General features: G+C 69.8%; 19 protein-coding genes, 2 tRNA genes and 1 pseudogene. 7 read left to right on the forward strand and 15 right to left on the reverse strand.

The window, feature by feature from the left end:
- Positions 1–665 precede the first annotated feature (665 nt).
- The gene (locus AB0C17_RS26865) at positions 666–887 is read left to right on the forward strand and encodes a hypothetical protein (protein WP_357386367.1); all 222 of its coding nucleotides are present in this window, start codon (positions 666–668) and stop codon (positions 885–887) included.
- Positions 888–892: 5 nt separating this feature from the next.
- Here the strand turns inward: AB0C17_RS26865 and AB0C17_RS26870 are convergent, their stop codons facing one another.
- Both AB0C17_RS26870 and AB0C17_RS26875 read right to left on the reverse strand, forming a co-directional pair.
- A complete protein-coding gene (locus AB0C17_RS26870) occupies positions 893–1,690 on the reverse strand; it encodes a carbon-nitrogen hydrolase family protein (protein WP_357473174.1) in 798 nt (265 codons plus the stop codon).
- A gap of 39 nt (positions 1,691–1,729) precedes the next feature.
- Positions 1,730–2,563 (reverse strand): EamA family transporter, encoded by an 834-nt coding sequence (locus tag AB0C17_RS26875; RefSeq protein ID WP_357473177.1) that lies wholly within the window; start codon positions 2,561–2,563, stop codon positions 1,730–1,732.
- A 41-nt stretch (positions 2,564–2,604) separates the two neighbouring features.
- Between AB0C17_RS26875 and AB0C17_RS26880 the strand changes: the two genes are divergently transcribed.
- Complete coding sequence (locus AB0C17_RS26880) at positions 2,605–3,228, forward strand: XRE family transcriptional regulator (protein WP_357481040.1); 624 nt, start codon at positions 2,605–2,607, stop codon at positions 3,226–3,228.
- Positions 3,229–3,251: 23 nt separating this feature from the next.
- On the opposite strand, the gene clpX is transcribed toward AB0C17_RS26880, so the two are convergent.
- The 5 genes from clpX to AB0C17_RS26905 all read right to left on the reverse strand — a co-directional run bounded on the left by clpX (position 3,252) and on the right by AB0C17_RS26905 (position 7,835).
- The gene (clpX, locus tag AB0C17_RS26885; RefSeq protein ID WP_091423211.1) at positions 3,252–4,544 is read right to left on the reverse strand and encodes an ATP-dependent Clp protease ATP-binding subunit ClpX; all 1,293 of its coding nucleotides are present in this window, start codon (positions 4,542–4,544) and stop codon (positions 3,252–3,254) included.
- A 227-nt stretch (positions 4,545–4,771) separates the two neighbouring features.
- Complete coding sequence (locus AB0C17_RS26890; RefSeq protein ID WP_013288034.1) at positions 4,772–5,434, reverse strand: ATP-dependent Clp protease proteolytic subunit; 663 nt, start codon at positions 5,432–5,434, stop codon at positions 4,772–4,774.
- Positions 5,435–5,448: 14 nt separating this feature from the next.
- Positions 5,449–6,090, reverse strand: coding sequence for an ATP-dependent Clp protease proteolytic subunit (locus tag AB0C17_RS26895; RefSeq protein ID WP_013288035.1), 642 nt, complete (start codon positions 6,088–6,090; stop codon positions 5,449–5,451).
- A 175-nt stretch (positions 6,091–6,265) separates the two neighbouring features.
- The gene (gene tig, locus AB0C17_RS26900; protein WP_357386358.1) at positions 6,266–7,612 is read right to left on the reverse strand and encodes a trigger factor; all 1,347 of its coding nucleotides are present in this window, start codon (positions 7,610–7,612) and stop codon (positions 6,266–6,268) included.
- A gap of 149 nt (positions 7,613–7,761) precedes the next feature.
- A tRNA-Pro gene (locus AB0C17_RS26905) sits at positions 7,762–7,835 on the reverse strand.
- Positions 7,836–7,985: 150 nt separating this feature from the next.
- On the opposite strand from AB0C17_RS26905, the gene AB0C17_RS26910 reads away from it, so the two are divergent.
- A tRNA-Gly gene (locus AB0C17_RS26910) sits at positions 7,986–8,059 on the forward strand.
- Between the two features lie 91 nt (positions 8,060–8,150).
- Here the strand turns inward: AB0C17_RS26910 and AB0C17_RS26915 are convergent.
- The 3 genes and pseudogenes from AB0C17_RS26915 to AB0C17_RS26925 all read right to left on the reverse strand — a co-directional run.
- Positions 8,151–9,272 (reverse strand): site-specific integrase, encoded by a 1,122-nt coding sequence (locus AB0C17_RS26915; protein ID WP_030273363.1) that lies wholly within the window; start codon positions 9,270–9,272, stop codon positions 8,151–8,153.
- Positions 9,272–9,490 carry a helix-turn-helix domain-containing protein gene (locus AB0C17_RS26920; protein WP_030273361.1) on the reverse strand — a complete coding sequence of 73 codons (219 nt, stop codon included), beginning with the start codon at positions 9,488–9,490 and terminating at the stop codon, positions 9,272–9,274. The genes AB0C17_RS26915 and AB0C17_RS26920 overlap by 1 nt, the downstream gene beginning before the upstream one ends.
- A pseudogene (locus tag AB0C17_RS26925) lies at positions 9,480–10,010 on the reverse strand (replication initiator); the annotation flags it as partial. The gene AB0C17_RS26920 and the pseudogene AB0C17_RS26925, both read right to left, overlap by 11 nt.
- A gap of 63 nt (positions 10,011–10,073) precedes the next feature.
- Between AB0C17_RS26925 and AB0C17_RS26930 the strand changes: the two are divergent.
- The gene (locus AB0C17_RS26930) at positions 10,074–10,568 is read left to right on the forward strand and encodes a hypothetical protein (protein ID WP_357481044.1); all 495 of its coding nucleotides are present in this window, start codon (positions 10,074–10,076) and stop codon (positions 10,566–10,568) included.
- The gene (locus tag AB0C17_RS26935; RefSeq protein ID WP_030273347.1) at positions 10,568–11,101 is read left to right on the forward strand and encodes a kinase; all 534 of its coding nucleotides are present in this window, start codon (positions 10,568–10,570) and stop codon (positions 11,099–11,101) included. Before AB0C17_RS26930 ends, AB0C17_RS26935 begins: the two co-directional genes overlap by 1 nt.
- A 408-nt stretch (positions 11,102–11,509) precedes the next feature.
- Here the strand turns inward: AB0C17_RS26935 and AB0C17_RS26940 are convergent, their stop codons facing one another.
- Complete coding sequence (locus AB0C17_RS26940; protein WP_052166206.1) at positions 11,510–12,571, reverse strand: DUF2332 domain-containing protein; 1,062 nt, start codon at positions 12,569–12,571, stop codon at positions 11,510–11,512.
- Between the two features lie 102 nt (positions 12,572–12,673).
- Positions 12,674–13,783, reverse strand: a complete 1,110-nt coding sequence (locus tag AB0C17_RS26945) for a serine hydrolase (protein ID WP_198039678.1) — start codon at positions 13,781–13,783, stop codon at positions 12,674–12,676.
- Positions 13,784–14,123: 340 nt separating this feature from the next.
- Between AB0C17_RS26945 and AB0C17_RS26950 the strand changes: the two genes are divergently transcribed.
- Positions 14,124–14,459: a hypothetical protein gene (locus AB0C17_RS26950; RefSeq protein WP_357481050.1), complete on the forward strand. Its 336-nt coding sequence runs from the start codon at positions 14,124–14,126 to the stop codon at positions 14,457–14,459.
- 89 nt (positions 14,460–14,548) lie between these two features.
- Here the strand turns inward: AB0C17_RS26950 and AB0C17_RS26955 are convergent, their stop codons facing one another.
- Together AB0C17_RS26955 and AB0C17_RS26960 are read right to left on the reverse strand one after the other, a co-directional pair.
- A complete protein-coding gene (locus AB0C17_RS26955) occupies positions 14,549–15,319 on the reverse strand; it encodes a hypothetical protein (RefSeq protein WP_357481054.1) in 771 nt (256 codons plus the stop codon).
- Positions 15,320–15,373: 54 nt separating this feature from the next.
- Positions 15,374–15,823, reverse strand: a complete 450-nt coding sequence (locus AB0C17_RS26960; protein WP_357481057.1) for a nucleoside deaminase — start codon at positions 15,821–15,823, stop codon at positions 15,374–15,376.
- Between the two features lie 171 nt (positions 15,824–15,994).
- On the opposite strand from AB0C17_RS26960, the gene AB0C17_RS26965 reads away from it, so the two are divergent.
- The gene (locus AB0C17_RS26965; RefSeq protein ID WP_357481060.1) at positions 15,995–16,507 is read left to right on the forward strand and encodes a hypothetical protein; all 513 of its coding nucleotides are present in this window, start codon (positions 15,995–15,997) and stop codon (positions 16,505–16,507) included.
- 9 nt (positions 16,508–16,516) lie between these two features.
- Here AB0C17_RS26965 and AB0C17_RS26970 read toward each other — a convergent pair whose 3' ends face one another.
- Positions 16,517–17,164 carry an MOSC domain-containing protein gene (locus AB0C17_RS26970; protein WP_357481063.1) on the reverse strand — a complete coding sequence of 216 codons (648 nt, stop codon included), beginning with the start codon at positions 17,162–17,164 and terminating at the stop codon, positions 16,517–16,519.
- Positions 17,165–17,223 lie beyond the last annotated feature (59 nt).

The following is a 17,223-nucleotide window of genomic DNA, read 5'->3' on the forward strand; positions in this document are numbered from 1 at the left end:
CGTCCTGAGCCAGGATCAAACTCTCCAACAAAAACTTGTCGAACAGCATCCTGACAACAAAAGTGTTGCCAAAGGAATCCCAACCAGCCAGACAACAGCCTGACCAGTCCGGGGTATAAAACAATTGGCACTGGCTTTACAAGCACCCTGTTGAGTTCTCAAAGAACAACCACACACCAACCAGAAACCCCGCATCAGCGGAATCCCCGTTTGGGGCAACCTCTCCAACCTACTCGGTCTTGCTTTCGTCGTCAACCTCGTGTTTTAGGTGATCAACTTGGCTCGACCAGACCCACGCTGACGCTCGCCGTTTCCGGCGGTCGTTGCTGTCGTGAGTTTCGGCGGACCGGCCGGCGCCGCTTCCGCGACCACCCGCCCGGCTCCCTGCCGGCTTTCGAACTCTACCCGGTCGGCTTCGCGTTCGCAACTCCGTCTCCCGGAGCTTCGAGCACCGCCCGAATCTCAGTCTGGCTCGGCGTCACCGCCACCAGCCTGGCGCCCGTTCTCGGCCGGTTTGCCCGGCCTCCCGCGTGCAGAGAGAAAGTTACGCGGACGCGCCGCCGAAGGCAAATCAATGATCGTCGTTGGCCGGGACGCGACCGTTTCCGCGATAAGCCGCGGTCGAAGGGGGTCGCCCGGAGCGGTGCCGTGCCAGAGTGGTCGGCATGGATGATCCGTCCCCGGTCCCGGCCGTCGCCGAGGATGCTCTCCTCGGGCTCCTGCTGCCGTTCTGGCAACTGGTGATCGGGGCCGTCGTGCTCGCCGTACTGGTGCTGTCGGTCAGACGCCTGGCCCGGCGCGGCCCCTCCCGGATGACCACCGCCCTGCTGGTCACGGCGGCGGCGATCGCCGGGATCGCCGCCCTGGGTCTGCTCCTGGGCGGCTGACCGGGTCAGAGCCGGCGGTTGGCCAGGCTGGGCAGCTCGCTGCGGATCGTCCGCAGCCGCTCCAGGTCCAACTCGGTGACCGCCAGCCCGGGACCGTCGGCGACCTGGCTCAGGACCGTCCCCCACGGGTCGACCACCATGCTGCGGCCGAAGCAGGTCCGGCCCGGGTCGTGGTCGCCTGTCTGTCCGGCCGCCGCCACGAAGCACTGGTTCTCGATCGCCCGCGCGCGAAGCAGCACCTCCCAGTGGTCCCGCCCGGTGTGCATCATGAACGCCGCCGGCACGACGAGCAGTTCGGCGCCGCCGTCGACGGCAAGCTGGCGGTACAACTCGGGGAACCGCAGGTCGTAACAGATGGACAGGCCCACCCGAAGACCCTCGACGTCGACCACCACGGGCTTCTCGCCGGGCGCGACGGTTGCCGACTCCCGGTAGGAGACGCGACCGGGGATCTCCACGTCGTACAGATGGATCTTCCGGTACGCGGCGGCGAGCGCGCCCTCGCGGTCGAAGACCAGGGAGGTGTTCCAGGTGTGCGCCGGGTCCGGACCGGCCTCGTGGAACGAGCCCGCGATCACCCACATGCCCAGGCGGCGGGCGGCCTCGGCGAAGAACCGCCCCACCGTGCCGTCGACCGGCTCGGCCGGCGGCATCCCGTCGGCGTGACCGAGGTAGTCGACGTACTCCGGAAGGAGGGCGAGATCCGCGCCGGCCGCCGCGGCCCTGACCAGCAGGGCCTCGGCGGCGGCGAGGTTCGCCGCCCGGTCGTCGCGGGCGTTGAGCTGGCAGACGGCGACACGCATGACCCGAGGGTACGGGCGGAAGCAGGCGTACGACAGGGCTCAGACGCTGGACAGCACGAGCGCGGCGGCGGCGAAGCCGAGCCCGGCCAGCTGCACCGGCCGCAGCCGTTCCCGGTCGATGACGAGCGCGAGCAGGACGGTGCTCGCCGGGTAGAGCGAGGCGATGGCGGACACCACGCTCAGATGTCCCCGTCCCGCGGCGGCGAGGAAGAACGCGTTGGCGGCCGCGTCGAGCAGGCCGGCGGCCACTGTCCAGCCGAACACCCACCGCCCCAGGCGCAGGCGCGTGCCGGTTCGGGCGGCGAGCGCGAGGCCGAACGTCACGGAGCTGAAGCGTATGGCGAGCACCGGCCACATGCCGGCGCTCTCGTCGGCCTGGCCGAGCAGCGCGAAGAAGACTCCGAAGAGCAGCCCCGCGGCGAGTGCCATGGTCAGGACGCGGCCGGAGACGCGGCGCGCGGCACCACGCTCCCCCATGCTGACGAGCCCGATGGCGACCACTGCGAGCCCGGCGCCGCTGAGCGCGACAGCGCCCGGGGAGTGGGCGAGGGCCAGGCCGGCGACGATCGGCACGATCGCCGCGGTGATCGCGGTGACCGGCGCGACGACGGCCATGACGCCGGTGGCCAGTGCGCGGTAGAGCAGGATGACGCCGCCCGCGCCGGCAATCCCGGCGAGCAGACCCCACCCCAGGTCGAGCGGGCTCGGGGTGCCGGGCACGACGAGAACGAGCACCACCAGCAGTGGGAGACTGAGGATCTGTGACACGACGGTGACGGCGATCGGGTCGGCGCGTTGGGACGCCTTGCCGCCGCAGAAGTCGGCGGTGCCGAAGGTGACCGCGGACACGGCGGCGAAGACAACGGGAAGCACCCGGAAGTCGTACCACAATAGTGACCATGAAGGACAGTGTGATGACCGACGCTAGCGGACGGGTGGGCGCGGTGACCTCCGCGGTCGCCGGCCAGGTACGTGAGTTGCGAGCGGCCCGCGGCTGGTCCTTCGAGGAACTGGCCGGCCGGTCCGGCGTCAGCAAGGGCATGCTCGTGCAGATCGAGGGCGCCCGCACCAACCCGAGCATCGGCACGCTCTGCCGGGTCGCCGACGCATTCGGCGTGAGCATCGCCCGGCTGCTGGAGCCGGCCGAACAGAGCACCGCACGGGTCAGCGCGGTGGACGAGGCGCCGGTGCTGTGGCGCGGGCCCAACGGCGGAGTCGCCCGCCTGCTCAGTGGTCTCGGCGAGCCCGGCCTGGTCGAGCTCTGGGAGTGGCGGATCGAGCCCGGCGAGGAGCTGCGCTCCCCCGACCACGCCCACGGCACGCGGGAGATCCTGCACGTCCTCGACGGCACCGCGACCGTCACGGTCGACGGCGTCGACCACGAGGTACGCGCCGGCGAGACGGTCGAGTTCCACGCCGACCGGGAGCACGGCTACCGCACGGACGGAGACGAGCCGGTACGCCTGATGATGGTGGTGGTGACCCCGTCGGGCGAGTGGGATCGGCGGGCCCGTTCACGCGGACCGCGCCCGGGCTGACCCGGGCACGGTCACGACGGCGGTCAGGCCGACTTCTCCTCGCGGTCCCGCCGGCGCCGGCCGGTGAACTCGCGGGGCACGATCGTCGGGTTGACGTTCTCCAGGACGACCTCGCGGGTGATCAGCACCCGGGCGGCGTCGGGGTTGCTCGGCACCTCGTACATCACGGAGAGGAGGACCTCTTCCATGATCGCCCGCAGGCCCCGGGCGCCGGTGCCGCGGAGCATGGCCTGGTCGGCGATGGCCTCCAGCGCGGGCGGCTCGAACTCCAGCTCGACGCCGTCCAGCTCGAACAGGCGCTGGTACTGCCGGACCAGCGCGTTGCGCGGCTCGGTGAGGATGCGTACCAGGGCGCTGCGGTCGAGGCTGCGCACGTTGGTGATCACCGGAAGCCGGCCGATGAACTCGGGGATCAGCCCGAACTTCAGCATGTCCTCCGGCATGACCTGGCTGAAGATGTCGTCGGTCGACCGCTCGGAGACCGACCGCAGCCGGGCGCCGAAGCCGGTGCCGCCGGAGCCGGTGCGGGCCTCGATGATCTGATCCAGCCCGGCGAACGCGCCACCGCAGATGAACAGCACGTTCGTGGTGTCGATCTGGATGAACTCCTGGTGCGGATGTTTGCGCCCGCCCTGCGGCGGCACGTTGGCCACAGTGCCTTCGAGCATCTTCAGCAGCGCCTGCTGCACGCCCTCGCCGGAGACGTCCCGGGTGATCGACGGGTTCTCCGACTTGCGGGCGATCTTGTCGACCTCGTCGATGTAGATGATGCCCGTCTCGGCGCGCTTGATGTCGTAGTCGGCGGCCTGGATGAGCTTCAGCAGGATGTTCTCGACGTCCTCACCGACGTAGCCCGCCTCGGTGAGCGCGGTGGCGTCGGCGATCGCGAACGGGACGTTGAGCATCCGGGCGAGCGTCTGCGCCAGGTGGGTCTTGCCGCAGCCGGTCGGGCCGAGCAGCAGGATGTTGGACTTGGCCAGCTCGACACCGTCGGTGCCGGAACCCGGGGCACCCGCGGCCTCCGCCTGGATCCGCTTGTAGTGGTTGTAGACCGCTACGGCGAGCGCCTTCTTGGCCTGCTCCTGACCGACGACGTAGTTGTCGAGGAACTGGCAGATCTCCATCGGCTTGGGAAGCTCTTCCCACTTCACCTCGCCGGACTCGGCCAGCTCCTCTTCGATGATCTCGTTGCAGAGATCGATGCACTCGTCGCAGATGTAGACACCGGGGCCCGCGATGAGCTTCTTGACCTGCTTCTGCGACTTGCCGCAGAAGGAGCACTTCAGTAGGTCGCCGCCGTCACCGATCCGTGCCACCTACGTTCTCCCTGCACTCATCGGCCGGAACGCCGGCCCTGACCTGCGAGCGCCGGAGCGCCCGTCCGTCCTGTCGTCCCACCATGCTGTCGAGTCCACCCGATCCGACCGGCGGAGCGGTACAGACCCGACGTTACCCGGTGGCCGGGTTTTCTCCGACCCCCAAAACGGGTGTGTCAGAGGTCGACCGGGAACGATACCCCGATCGACCTCCGACCACACCTTGATCAGCCTGCGGCGTGCGACGCCAGCAGACCCTTCTTGCGGCTGGTCAGAATCGTGTCGACCAGCCCGTACTCCTTGGACTCCTCGGCCGTCATGATCTTGTCACGGTCGATGTCCTTGCGGACCTGCTCGATCGGGCGATTGCAGTGGCGGGACAGCATGTCCTCCAGCTGCGTCCGCATCCGGAGGATCTCCCGCGCCTGGATCTCGATGTCCGAGCCCTGGCCGTAACCGCCCTCGGTGGCCGGCTGGTGGATGATGATCCGGGAGTTGGGCAGCGCCATCCGCTTACCCGGGGTGCCCGCGGAGAGCAGCACCGCCGCCGCGCTCGCCGCCTGCCCGAGGCAGACGGTCTGGATGTCCGGGCGGACGTACTGCATGGTGTCGTAGATCGCCGTCATGGCGGTGAAGGAGCCGCCGGGCGAGTTGATGTACATGATGATGTCGCGGTCCGGGTCGGTGCCCTCCAGCGTCAGCAGCTGGGCCATCACGTCGTTCGCCGACGCGTCGTCCACCTGGACGCCGAGGAAGATGATCCGGTCCTCGAAGAGCTTGTTGTACGGGTTGGACTCCTTCATCCCGTACGACGTGCGCTCGACGAACGACGGCAGGACGTAGCGGTTGTGCACGGCCGCGAACTGGGGCGGCAGGCTCAGGTCGGTCATCGTCAGCTCCTCGGTCAGCTCAGGGTCCCGGCGCCATCCGGAACCTGCGCGGCCCCGATGATCACCTTGTCGATGAAGCCGTAGTCCATGGCCTCCTGGGCGGTGAACCAACGGTCACGGTCCGAGTCCGCCTCGATCTGCGCCTGGGACTGGCCGGTGTGGAACGCGACCCGCTCCTGGAACATCCGCTTGGTGTAGAGCATCTGCTCGGCCTGGATCGCGATGTCCGACGCGGTGCCGCCGAGGCCGCCCGACGGCTGGTGCATCATGATCCGCGCGTGCGGCAGGGCGTACCGCTTGCCCTTGGTGCCCGCACAGAGCAGGAGCTGGCCCATGGAGGCCGCCATGCCCATCGCCACGGTCGAGACGTCGTTGTCGATGTACTGCATGGTGTCGTAGATCGCCATGCCGGAGTAGACCGAGCCACCCGGCGAGTTGATCCAGAGGAAGATGTCGCGGTCCGGGTCCTCCGCGGCGAGCAGCAGGAGCTGCGCGCAGATGCGGTTGGCCACCTGGTCGTTCACCTCACTGCCCAGGAAGATGATCCGTTCCTTGAGCAACCGGTTGTAGACCGAGTCGTCGAGGTTGCCAATGGAGTCGCCACCGCGGGCCTCGTTCACCCGGAGCGACTTCTTGGGGATGTGCATGTCGGTCATGGCAGCCCTTCGCTCTCCGTACCGTCCTACCCGACACTAACCGCTCAGCCGGGGGGCGTACTCCCGGTCGGGGCACTGTTCGCTCTCAGCGCAGTCACCCGCACGGCGTACCCCGGAAAGGGTTTCGGCCGCCTCCCGGCGCGCAGCGCGGGACGGCGGCCGACACCCCCGATGATCAGTGCTGGTGGTCGTGCTCGGCCTCGTTCTGGGCCCGCAGGGCGTCGAGGGAGACCTCGTTGCCCGCCGAGTCCTTGATCTTGATCTTCTCCATCACCGCGGCGAGCGCCTTGCCCCGGCGGACGTCGCCGAAGACGGCCGCGGCGGCGCCGGAGCGGACCAGCTGGTCGTAGTACTGCTGCGGGGCCATGCCGGCGCGCTGCGCCCGGTGCACGATCTCGTGACCGAACTCGTCGTCGGAGACCTGCACGTCCTCGGCGTCGGCCAGGGTGTCCAGCAGGAGCTGGATCTTGACGCCGTCCGTCGCCGCCTCGGTCAGCTCGGTGTCGATCTGCTCCTCGGTCTTCTCCTCCGCCGCGAGGTATTCCTCCAGGGAGGCGCCGATGCGCTCGAGCTGGTCGACCATCGCGGCCTTACGGCTCTCGACCTCCTCCTTGACGACGCCCTCGGGCGCCGGCACCTCGGCGGCGGCCACCATCTGCTCCAGGGCCTTGTCACGGGCGGCGTAGATCTGCTCGACCTGCTTGCCCCGGGTGACCCGCTCACGCAGGTCGCCGCGCAGCTCGTCGATCGTGTCGAACTCGCTGGCCATCTGCGCGAAGTCGTCGTTGAGCTCGGGGAGCTCCTTCTCCTTGACCGTGCGGACGGTCACCGCCACGTCGGCGTCGCGGCCGGCGTAGTCGCCGCCGACGAGCTGCGTGGTGAAGGTGGTGTCGTCGCCCGCGGCCAGGCCGACAAGCGCCTCGTCCAGACCCGGCAGGAGCTGCTTGCTGCCCACCTCGTGCGAGATGTTGCTCGCCGAGCCGCCCGGAACCTCCTCGCCGTCAACGGTGGCGTTCAGGTCGATCTGCACGAAGTCGCCCTCCTGGGCGGCCCGCTCGACGGTCTTCAGCGTGGCGAAGCGCTCGCGCAGGCTGTTGATCTGCTCGTCGATCTCGCTGTCGGCGATCTCGATCTCGTCGACGGTGACCTCGATGGTGGCCGGGTCCGGCAGAGTGATCTCCGGCCGGACGTCCACCTCGGCGGTGAAGTTGAGCGAGTCGCCGTCGTTGAACTCCGTGATGTCGACCTCGGGACGGCCGAGCGTCTTCAGGTCGTGCTCCCGGACCGCGGCGAGGATGTTCTGCGGGATGGCCTCCTGGATCGCCTCGTTGAGGACGGTCCCCCGGCCCACCCGCTGGTCGATCACGGCGGCCGGGATCTTGCCCCGGCGGAAGCCGGGAACCTGGACCTGCTGGCCGATCTCCCGGTACGCCTTCTTGAGGCTCGGCTCGAGCTCGACGAACGGCACCTCGATGGCGAGCCGCACGCGCGTCGGGCTCAGAGTCTCGACGGTGCTCTTCACAGGCGTACTCCTTGACGGATCTGGGTGTTGGTTCTGGGGCGTGATTGCGCGCATCGAGTGTAGGCGAGCCGGCCGACGGCATCGGCAGTGCCCGGGCACCGCGCGGAAGAAACCGGCGGTTCCCGGGACGATCCGGTCGCGAACGACAGTCGGGGTGGCGGGATTTGAACCCACGGCCCCTCGCTCCCAAAGCGAGTGCGCTACCAAGCTGCGCCACACCCCGGTGGCGACGAAGAGTGTATGCCGTCCGGCCACCCGCGCGGGTGACCGGGGCGCGGTGTGGCGGCGTTCGGGGCCCGCCCGGGGTACGCGCTGCGCGACGTCCGCCACGATTGGGTACGCTGTCGGCGCGCCCCGCGATGGTGGGGTGCGCGCGGGCGTAGCTCAATGGCAGAGCTTCAGTCTTCCAAACTGACGGTGCGGGTTCGATTCCCGTCGCCCGCTCCACCCACGAAGGCCCAGGCAGACCGCATGATCGCGGCACCTGGGCCTTTCACTTCTCCGCCGGGTTGGATCTTGCGTGCCATCCGCGTGCCAGTCACGGTCGGCGTCGACCACTTCCGGCGATCCGGCGGTCCATCGCTTGGGCGATCTCGCGGTCACGCTCGCTGGTGGCGTGCTGGTAGATCAGGGCCGCGCGCATGGTGGCGTGGCCCATGCGATGCATCAGCTCGCGCGTGCTGGCCCCGGAGGCGGCGGCGAGGGTGTTGCCGGTATGGCGCAGGTCGTGGAAGTGGAAGCCAGCCAGGCCCACCGACGCGGCAGTCTTGGTCCACTTGACGGCACGCCCGAAGTTGCCGGAACGCAGCATCGCGCCCTTCGCCCCGGTGAAGATCAGCGCATCATTGCCGTCCTCGACGTGCTCGGCCAGGTGCTCACTCAGCGCCTCGACCGCAGCCTCAGGCAGCGCGACGACACGGACCCCGGCCGCAGACTTCGGTGGCCCGAACTCCAGACGATCCTTCAGCGCCGCCAGCTTCCGGGGCACTCGCACGGTCGCCGCGTCCAGGTCGACGTCACAGCGGCGCAGGGCAGCCAGCTCTCCCCACCGCAGGCCAGAGAGAGCAGCCAGGATGATCAGCGCGGAGAAGCGGGCCGGCATGGCGTCGGCCAGGGCGTAGACCTGGGCGATGGTGGCCGTGGGCCGTTCCGGGGTGTGGTAGCGGTCATAGCCTTTGATCCGGCACGGGTTCTGCCGAAGGATCTCGTCCTCGCGCACCGCCGTGTTGAGGATCGCCCGCAGCAGGCAGTACGCCTTGACCGCCTGGGGCTCCGGAGTGCCGCCGTTGAGCAGGTTGCCGCGCCAGGTCCGGATGGTCGCCGGCTTGATCGCGGCCAGGGCGAGGTGCCCGAGGTGCGGCCCGATGTGCAGGGCGAACAGGTACTCGTAGAGCTGTCGGGTACGCGGGGCGAGACGGCGCTCCCTGATCCAACGATCCCCGTAGTCCGACAGCCGGATCTCCCCCGCCTCCGGAGGCACCCACTCCCCCCGCAGGATCTCCGACTCAACGACCGTGAGCCACTTCTCGGCCTGGCGCTCCGTGGCGAACGTCTGCGGTGCAGTCCGCATTACGCCGTCCGGGCCGAGATAACGGGCCTGCCAGCGGGCGGACGGCAGCTTGCGCACGTTGCCGAAACGCCGGCGACGCTTGGCGCCCATCAGGCCACCGCCCCGAACTGACGCCGAAGCTCCGCCCGCGAGGTTGGCACCACCCGGTTGGCCTCGATGTAGGCGGCCACCGCAGCAGGCTCGAACCGCACCGAGCGCCCGACCTTGACGTAGGCGATACGACGCTCAGCCACCAGCCGGCGGACGAAGCGAGGTGTGGCACGAAGGCGAGCGGCCACCTCGCCGGGAGTCAGCAGATCATCCGTCACGTCGGGGCTCCTCTCGTTCTGGGCGGCTCTGAGCAGTTGCCGAAACATTGGCCGGTTCGACGGCGGCGCGTCTGGCGGCGTCGAGCTGGGCGCGCCATTGGATGCGTTCGGAGATCGCCCGGAGGACCCGGTGGCCAAGGGGCGGCACGTCCGGGTCAGTCGGCTTGGCGAGTTCCCAGGCATGCCGGACGGTGTCGGACCCCGCCGGGGCGGTGTCGGCGTCGGTGGTAACCCCGAGCAACGCCTTGACCCACTCCTTGCGGTCCGCCCGGTGATCCGTGAGGGTCTTACCGGACCACTGTCGGGAGATCAGGACGCGCCGACCGCCGATGCCGAGGGTGTCCCGCTTGTGGACCTTGTTCTTGCAGTTGCCCGGCTTCAACCCGGCCCGGGCCTTCTTCGGCTGGACACCGTAGAGCAGCCAGTTGGCGCACCGCTCCGAACAGGGCGTGTGTCGCAGCTCCTGCCGCAGCCGTTCCAGGTGCGCCCGCTGCCGGGCCGTGGTGACCTCGTGGCAGTCGGCGGCCTGCTTAGCGGAAAGACCGAGCTGGGCCGCGTCCTCGCGCGACAGACCGGTTGGCCGATGCTCGACAAGGACACCCTGACCCGTCCCGTTGTTGAGGCCGCGCTGGAGGTTCTCGGGCAGTCGCCGCATGACCGAGAATCCGAGACGTATCTGAACGTGGTCCGGCCACGCGAGTACGAGGCGCTGAGCGCTGCCGCTCTAGAGAACGTGGGTTGCGGCAACAGCGCCGTCGTCACTGCGCCCTTCATCCGCGAGTTCAGCGACCCCGCCTGGATCAGTCGTACCGAAGCCTCGTTCGCCAACCTCGAAGCCGCCGTCACGCTCGTTTGGCTCTACTGCGACCCGGACACCATGCACACCTATCTGCGTCGCCGAGGCGCAGCACGGGACGCCTTCAAGCTCTCCGACTGGCCCGGATACCTCGCCACCATGGATATCGACTTCCGCCCGGCAGGGCCGCACATCACTGTGGAGAACTGCGCGTCGAGCGCTCCCTTGCAAACCCAGGCCAAGGAACTGCTCGACACGGTGCTAAGGCGCGGTTCCGCCTGATGCGTGGCGTCATCCTCTATGGCCCTCCCGCTGCCGGCAAAGACACCATCACCCGAGCACTCCGCGACCTTGATCCCGCCTGCCGCCTGTTCCAACGGCTGAAGGCAGGACCGGGACGAACCGCCGGCTACCGCATGACAACCGTCGAGCACATCGACCAGCTGCGCGCCGCGGGCGATGTTGTGTGGGAGAACCACCGCTACGGAGCTGTGTACGTCGTCGACCGGCCCACGCTTGAGGCCGACCTCATCGACCACATACCCGTGCTGCACCTCGGCCAGGTCGATGCCGTCCAGGCCGTCAGGTCCTCCTTGCCGGACGTCCATTGGCTCACGGTCTACGTGCACTGCGCCCGCAACATCGCCCGAGACCGCATCACGGCACGAGCAACCGGCGACACCGCTGCCCGCCTACGTGCATGGGATGAGACCGCGCCGCTGCCGGATGCCAGCCTGGCAATCGACACCGGGACCACCAGCCCCGCCGATGCTGCCCGTCGGATATGCGAGCACCTGGCGCAGCTCGCCGTGTGACATTGCCGAATTGCGCTCTATCAGATCAAGGCGGCCCGCAAGCGGGCCGCGCCGGCCCGGCCCCGGCCTGCTGGCGACCTCCGGCCGGCATCGGCCGGGCCGACCGGCCACGCTTCGGGATTGCCAGACTTCGAAGACCTCGGGGCTCCGCCCCGAACCCCGACCCTCCTCAGAGATGCCGCCGCGGATCACCTCGCCGGGCACCACAAGGGCTACCAGCCTCCCCGGACGGGGCCAAGGTCGTTCGTCCGGTAGGGCGCTCCACCTTGTCCCCGTCCGGGGAGGCTGGACGGTCTGGCGACTGCCCGACGAGGAGATCCGCACACAACTGGCTGCCCCTCCCTGCCCCTCATCAACGAGCAGCCCCACTGGGCGGCCGGGCGGGTGGCGATCTCCGGTGCCTATGACCTACATGTCATGCAGGGGCGCCAGCCAGTTCAGGTGTCCGTCAACCTGCACCAGCGACGTCGGCTTGCTGTCGCCCGGACCGTGAAACGCGATCACTCCCCGGTCGTCCGCCAGCTCGCCGTGGTGCTGTGCCGACGGCGGCTCCTGCCAGACGTGGTACAGCGGCCCATCGCTGCCAATTGAATCGATCGCTTCATCGAAGGCGGCTCGCCGATGGGTGGGCACATGCATTCGTGTCGCGGCATGGAATACAACACGCGGCTCGCCGGGCGGCAGGCTTCGGCCCAGCGGCGAACAGACATCAATGGCGTCGCCGGCGATGATCTCCGGCGGGTCCGCCGCCACGTGTTCGAGGGCGGCCTCAAGAAGCCCCGCTCCGGCGTGGTCCTCGGGCCAGACCAGCGCCCTGAGCCAGCGCCGATTCTGAATGCTTGTGACATCCACTGGGTTCAGGTCCACGCCGACCCTGGTGGCGATCAGCGGGATGTCGTCTAAGTTCGGTGGCTGCTCCGTGCCGAGCCAGCGGCTCTCGATGGTGACCGGAGATTCCTGCCGCCCGAACGAGTGTCCGCCGATGAGGTAGCGGTATCGGTCCACTTGGAGGTGGATGCCCGCACTGGCGCCCACCTCGATCAGATGAACAGGGCCGTCACATTGGCGTCTGAGCGCGGCCAGCGCGAAGCGGAGACCGGCAGCTCTACGCACAACGTTCGATTGCACGAGACGGGAACGGACCAGCTCTCCAAGTTCGCGGCGAAACGCACGACAGAAGTCGACGAACACCGGTCCTGCCGACTCTGCGTCGGCAGCATCGGGCCCGACGACCGAGGGGTAGAAGTGGCGCAGATCGTGGTGGACACCGTCCAGCAGGAGGTAATGGGCTGCGCCGAAGAGCAGGAACGACGCCTGCTGCCCGGAGCGTCGTTCGAGCAGCATCTCCAGTGTTGGCTGGTCGGCCGCAACAGCTGTGCACAACGCCTGGTACAGCGGCGAGGTGGTGAAGATGGCTGGTGCCTGGGCGAAGTGCTCCGACAGACCCTCCAACTCCCGCGTCCGGTCCATGGCACTCCTGTCAGTCAGCCCCAGGCCAGCGTTACCGGCGTCACTGGGCGGCAAGTTAACGGGCAGCATCTGGAGTAGGTGATTGGCATCGCCTCGGTGGCGTCACGAGCCAGTACGGGTGGGGGTCGCCGGGATGGCGGCCGAGACCTCGGTAATCAAGTCGCGGACATCGTCGCCCCAGTGCGAGGCGATGACCAGGTCCCGGGCGGGGTCGATCCAGAGCAGGTGACGGCCGCCGTTGCCGCGGGCGCATCGTCCGCTGGCCGGAGCGCCGGGCTGTACCCGCTGGGAGTCGTTGCGCCACCAGAGGTAGCCGTAGTCGGGGTTCAAGTCGCAGGGACTCCAGGCGCGGTCGATCCACTCTTCGCTGAGCAGCCGCCGGCCCCGCCACTCGCCCCGGCACCGGTGCAGCTCGCCGAGCAGAGCCAGATCCCTCGCGGAGATCCACAGACCGCCGCCCCAGTGCGCCCCGCCGCTGACCACCGGCGTGGGCATCCCGTCGATGTCGATGACCGAGTCGGTGTAGCCGTGCCAGGACCAGGACGAGGAGGCACCGAGTGGTTCGAGCACGTCCTCGCGGAGCACGTCGGGCAGCGGTCGGCGGAACAGCACCGTCAAGGCAAGGCAGAGCAGGTTCACCCGTACGTCGTTGTAGGCCCACCCGGTACCGGGCGCTCCCTCGCGCTCGAAGCCCTCACGGCGGCTCTGCGCGTCCACCCCCGTCGGCTTCCCCCACAGCTCACCGTTCCACCCGCTGGTCTGCTGCAACAGATGCTGCCACGTGATCCCCTCCATTCCGAGGCAGTCGACCATCGGATGACGGACCGTCGCCGACACCAGCGCATCCGGGGCAAGCAGTCCTCGGTCGAAGGCCAATCCCGCTACGGTGGCGACGACGCTCTTGGTGCCGCTGAACAGCATTTCCGGGATCGCCGAGTCGCCCCATTCGGCGACCACCCGACCTCGGTACCGCACGACACCGCTCGCACCGGTGCCAGCCAGCAGGGGACCAGTCACCTCGCGATGCGACTCATCCGCCACCTGCTGGGACAGGTAGGACACCATGTCCTCGATGCCGGAGGTCACCCGCTGGGCCTGCCGTCGGACAGCTTCCCGGATTGCCGTCAGGTCGCTGGTTGGTTCGCCGCTGTCGCCTGCGATCCCGGAGCCAGGCACCAGAAGCTGACCGGAGGAGTCCTCGTTGACGCTCACGCTCCGACCCTATGGCTGGCCACACTCATCCCGTGCTCCCGCCCACAGCGATGTGGATCACAGGCGACCTGGCCATGGCGGGGCGACGCGGCGAGCACTGGGGCGAACAGGCAGCGTGCCAGCCACGTGCCAGTAGCCAGGGCCCGGAGCGGGCACGAGCGGGCACGAGCGCTCACCTGGCCGGGCGCGACGAGCAGGCGTTTGGGGCATCCCGGGGCGCTGATCTTCGTCCTTCCAAACTGACGGTGCGGGTTCGATTCCCGTCGCCCGCTCCAACAACTCCTGGGCGCACTCCCGGCTTCCCCCAGGGCATTCGGGATGATTGATACGATCCGTGCCCGTGGAGAAGCGATACGCGGCAGCGGCCTTGTCGCTGACCGTCGGGATGCTTCTCTCCGCGTGCGGCGGCACCGCCTCCCCCGACGAGCAGATGGACTACCTGCGCTCGATGGCCCAGCACGGCGTCGAGCACCATGCGGCGACGAGCCCTGGCCCGGTCGGCGACCAGGAGGAGTGCGCTGACGCCTACCACCAGCTCTACGACGGTCCCACCGGCGACAACGCGCCACACGTCGGCGACTACGCGGAGCGGGCTGCCTTGCGCAAGGAAGGCGAGCGGTTGTTCATCGAGAGCTGCGTGACCGGCGAGCCGGCGCCGGTGACCGGGGAGCCGTGACCGTCCGGGCAACACGCGGCTGGCACCTGGGCGCCGCGCTCGGCCTCTTCACCGGCCGCGTGCCGTACGACGAGCCGGACGTGCACTGATCAGCCGGCAGTGGTGGTCACGACCGCCTCGGCGGCGGGCGCGGCCGGACGCCGCCGGCTCGCGAGGACGACCACACCGATCAGAAGGAGCACGAGCGAGAGCGGCACCAGCACGGGAGCGAGCGCCCGCCAGACCGGCCATACCGGCTCGGCGAGCCCGTTCGCGGCCAGGTCCATCCAGGTGAGGGCGGCGCCCGGGAACAGGGCGACGACCACCGGCGTGCCGACCAGCAGGGGTACGGGCCAACGACGCCGCGCCACCTCCCGGAACAGTGCCGCACCCGCGACCGCGCCCAGCAGGGTGCCGATGATCGTGGCGGCGGTGAGCCCGCCGGGGGCGGAGGGCTCGATGCGCAGCCTCGACCCGTACGCGCGATGGGTGAGCGTGACCGTCAGCCCGTCCCGCTCGGCGCGCAAACCGTGGCACGGGGAGCCCGGCACCCGGCGGATTTCCCGCCACCCGCTCGTCTCGGCGGCGCCTCGCATCCGCTCGGACAGCGCGCAGTCGGCGTCGTCGCCGTACTGGAACTCGAACCGGCTCCCGCCCACCTCGTCAGCGGCCAGGAAGACGCCGTACCGGTAGCCGCGCACGCTCATCGAGCCGGTCGGCTCGGTGCCGGGAAGCAGCTCGCCGGCCGCGCTCCGAGCCGTGTCGGAGCCGACCGCCACGGCGCCCCGGCCGCCGTACCAGGACCCGGCGGCCAGGCCGGCCGTACCGAACAGCACGGCGCCGAGCAGCACCATCGCTACGTACCCCAGCCGACGCCTCACCGGACCACACCCCCTGACAGTGCGGCACAGCGTAGCCATCGCGTGCCATCCCCATCACCCGGTGCGAGGACGCGTTCCCTGGTGGTGCTCCTCGATCGGCCGTCGTGCCTCGTCGAACAGCGCCGGCCCGTCGTACCGCACCGGGCGCCGCGCCGCAGTGGCCGGCTTCACCTGCTCGAACTGCTCGGCGGACAGCGCGTACACGACCCGGCCGAGGCCGGACGCGTCGATCGCGACGGCGCACATCGGGCAGGGCTGGCAGCTGGTGTACATGGTGGTGGCGACCGCTGCCTCGGGGGTGAGCTGCCGGGCGGCCCAGCGGGCCAGCTTCAGCTCCGGGTGGGCGGTGACGTCGTTGTCGGAGACCACCGTGTTGTGGTCCTCGATCAGGACGGTGCCGTCCGCGCCGACGAGCAGCGACCCGAACGGCCGTTCGCCGGACGCGCCGGCCCGGTCGGCGAGTTCCACGGCGCGGCGCAGGAACGCCTCGTCATCGGGTGTCATCGGCCCTCCAGGTGGTCGGTCCACGACGGCGAGCCGGGCCCGGTCGCCGCTGCGGACGTACGCGTCGCACCGGTGAATTCGATCGCGTGCGCGTCCCGGTGTCCAGCCACAGCGCCGTCGCCTCGTCAAGCGGCCCGGAACCCACCGACATGCGCCGACGTCGAAGCGGCCATGAGACTTCGTGCCCTGCTTGTCGTCGCCATGGCAGCTCTCGGCCTCGTCGTGGTCATGTCCCCCGCCGAACCCGCCTGGGCGTGCACCTGCGCCGGGCCCACGACCGCGATGGACGAGCGCGCCGAGAGCATCGTCGTCGGCACCGTCTCGCAGGTGACCGACCGCGCGGTCCGGCTCATCGTCGACTCCGTCGAGAAGGGCGACGCCAGGGTCGGGAGCACGCTCGGGCTGCGCGTCTGGCCCGACGAAGCCGCTTGCGGCTACGACTTCCGCCTCGGCATCCGGTACCGGGTGAATTCGACAGGCGGCGCCACCGGCCTGTGCGCCGGCATCCGCGAGATGTCGGGCCCGACGTCGGCCGCACCATCGTCCACGGTCTCGGCGCAGCGGACGCAGGCCGCGGGACGGCACGTCCCCGGCGCCTGGTGGATCGCCGGCGCGGTGGCGGTGGCGGTGCTCGCCGCCGCCGGGTCGGTGGTGGCGGCCAGGCGGCGCGTGCGGCGCGGCTGACAGGCGCGCTCAGGACAGGCGGCGGCGGATCCGCGCCATGTCCTCCTCCGGCAGCGCGTCGGCCACCAGCAGCCGGGGCAACAGGTCCGGCTCCAGCGTCGTGGCCCGGAACACCAGGGCCACTGTCACGTCGTGGTCGGGCCGGCGCACGACCTCGACCGGGTCGCCGGCGCCGACGCTGCCCGCCGTGACCACCCGCAGGTACGCCCCGGGCCGTACCGCCTCGGTGAACCGCTTGATCCAGCCCTGTTCGCCCAGCCACCCCTGGAACGTGCCGCAGGGGATGCGCGGGCAGGAGACCTCCAGCACCAGGTCCGGCCCGATCCGCCACCGCTCGCCGATGAGCGCGCCGTTGACGTCCAGCCCGCGGGTGGTCAGGTTCTCCCCGAAGCTGCCGTCGGCGAGCGGGCGGCCCAGTCCGGCCTCCCAGTGGTCCAGGTCCTCCCGCGCGTACGCGTAGACGGCCTGGTCGGTGCCGCCGTGGTGGGCCACGTCGTAGACCCGGTCACCGGCGAGCCCGACCGCGCCGGTGCCCTTGGGTCCGGGGGCGGTGACGGCCACCCGTCCGTCGACTGGCCGCTTGTCGATGCCGGTGGCCCCGATCCCCTTCCAGGGGTTCGGTTGCGGTCGGCCGACGTTGACGGAGATCACCTTCATGACCGCGACGGTATGCGGCCACGGTCCCACCGGCCACCCCATTCCGCCGGGCCGGGTGG

Source organism: Micromonospora sp. NPDC048887, assembly GCF_040649715.1.
Lineage (GTDB): Bacteria > Actinomycetota > Actinomycetes > Mycobacteriales > Micromonosporaceae > Micromonospora.

Excerpts from the sequence above, each read along its gene's own strand:
- AB0C17_RS26865 (WP_357386367.1), top strand. The coding sequence starts at position 666 with ATGGATGATCCGTCCCCGGTCCCGGCCGTCGCCGAGGATGCTCTCCTC.
- AB0C17_RS26870 (WP_357473174.1), bottom strand. The coding sequence starts at position 1,690 with ATGCGTGTCGCCGTCTGCCAGCTCAACGCCCGCGACGACCGGGCGGCG.
- AB0C17_RS26880 (WP_357481040.1), top strand. The coding sequence starts at position 2,605 with ATGACCGACGCTAGCGGACGGGTGGGCGCGGTGACCTCCGCGGTCGCC.
- AB0C17_RS26890 (WP_013288034.1), bottom strand. The coding sequence starts at position 5,434 with ATGACCGACCTGAGCCTGCCGCCCCAGTTCGCGGCCGTGCACAACCGC.
- AB0C17_RS26895 (WP_013288035.1), bottom strand. The coding sequence starts at position 6,090 with ATGACCGACATGCACATCCCCAAGAAGTCGCTCCGGGTGAACGAGGCC.
- AB0C17_RS26915 (WP_030273363.1), bottom strand. The coding sequence starts at position 9,272 with ATGGGCGCCAAGCGTCGCCGGCGTTTCGGCAACGTGCGCAAGCTGCCG.
- AB0C17_RS26930 (WP_357481044.1), top strand. The coding sequence starts at position 10,074 with ATGCTCGACAAGGACACCCTGACCCGTCCCGTTGTTGAGGCCGCGCTG.
- AB0C17_RS26935 (WP_030273347.1), top strand. The coding sequence starts at position 10,568 with ATGCGTGGCGTCATCCTCTATGGCCCTCCCGCTGCCGGCAAAGACACC.
- AB0C17_RS26940 (WP_052166206.1), bottom strand. The coding sequence starts at position 12,571 with ATGGACCGGACGCGGGAGTTGGAGGGTCTGTCGGAGCACTTCGCCCAG.
- AB0C17_RS26960 (WP_357481057.1), bottom strand. The coding sequence starts at position 15,823 with ATGACACCCGATGACGAGGCGTTCCTGCGCCGCGCCGTGGAACTCGCC.
- AB0C17_RS26965 (WP_357481060.1), top strand. The coding sequence starts at position 15,995 with ATGAGACTTCGTGCCCTGCTTGTCGTCGCCATGGCAGCTCTCGGCCTC.
- AB0C17_RS26970 (WP_357481063.1), bottom strand. The coding sequence starts at position 17,164 with ATGAAGGTGATCTCCGTCAACGTCGGCCGACCGCAACCGAACCCCTGG.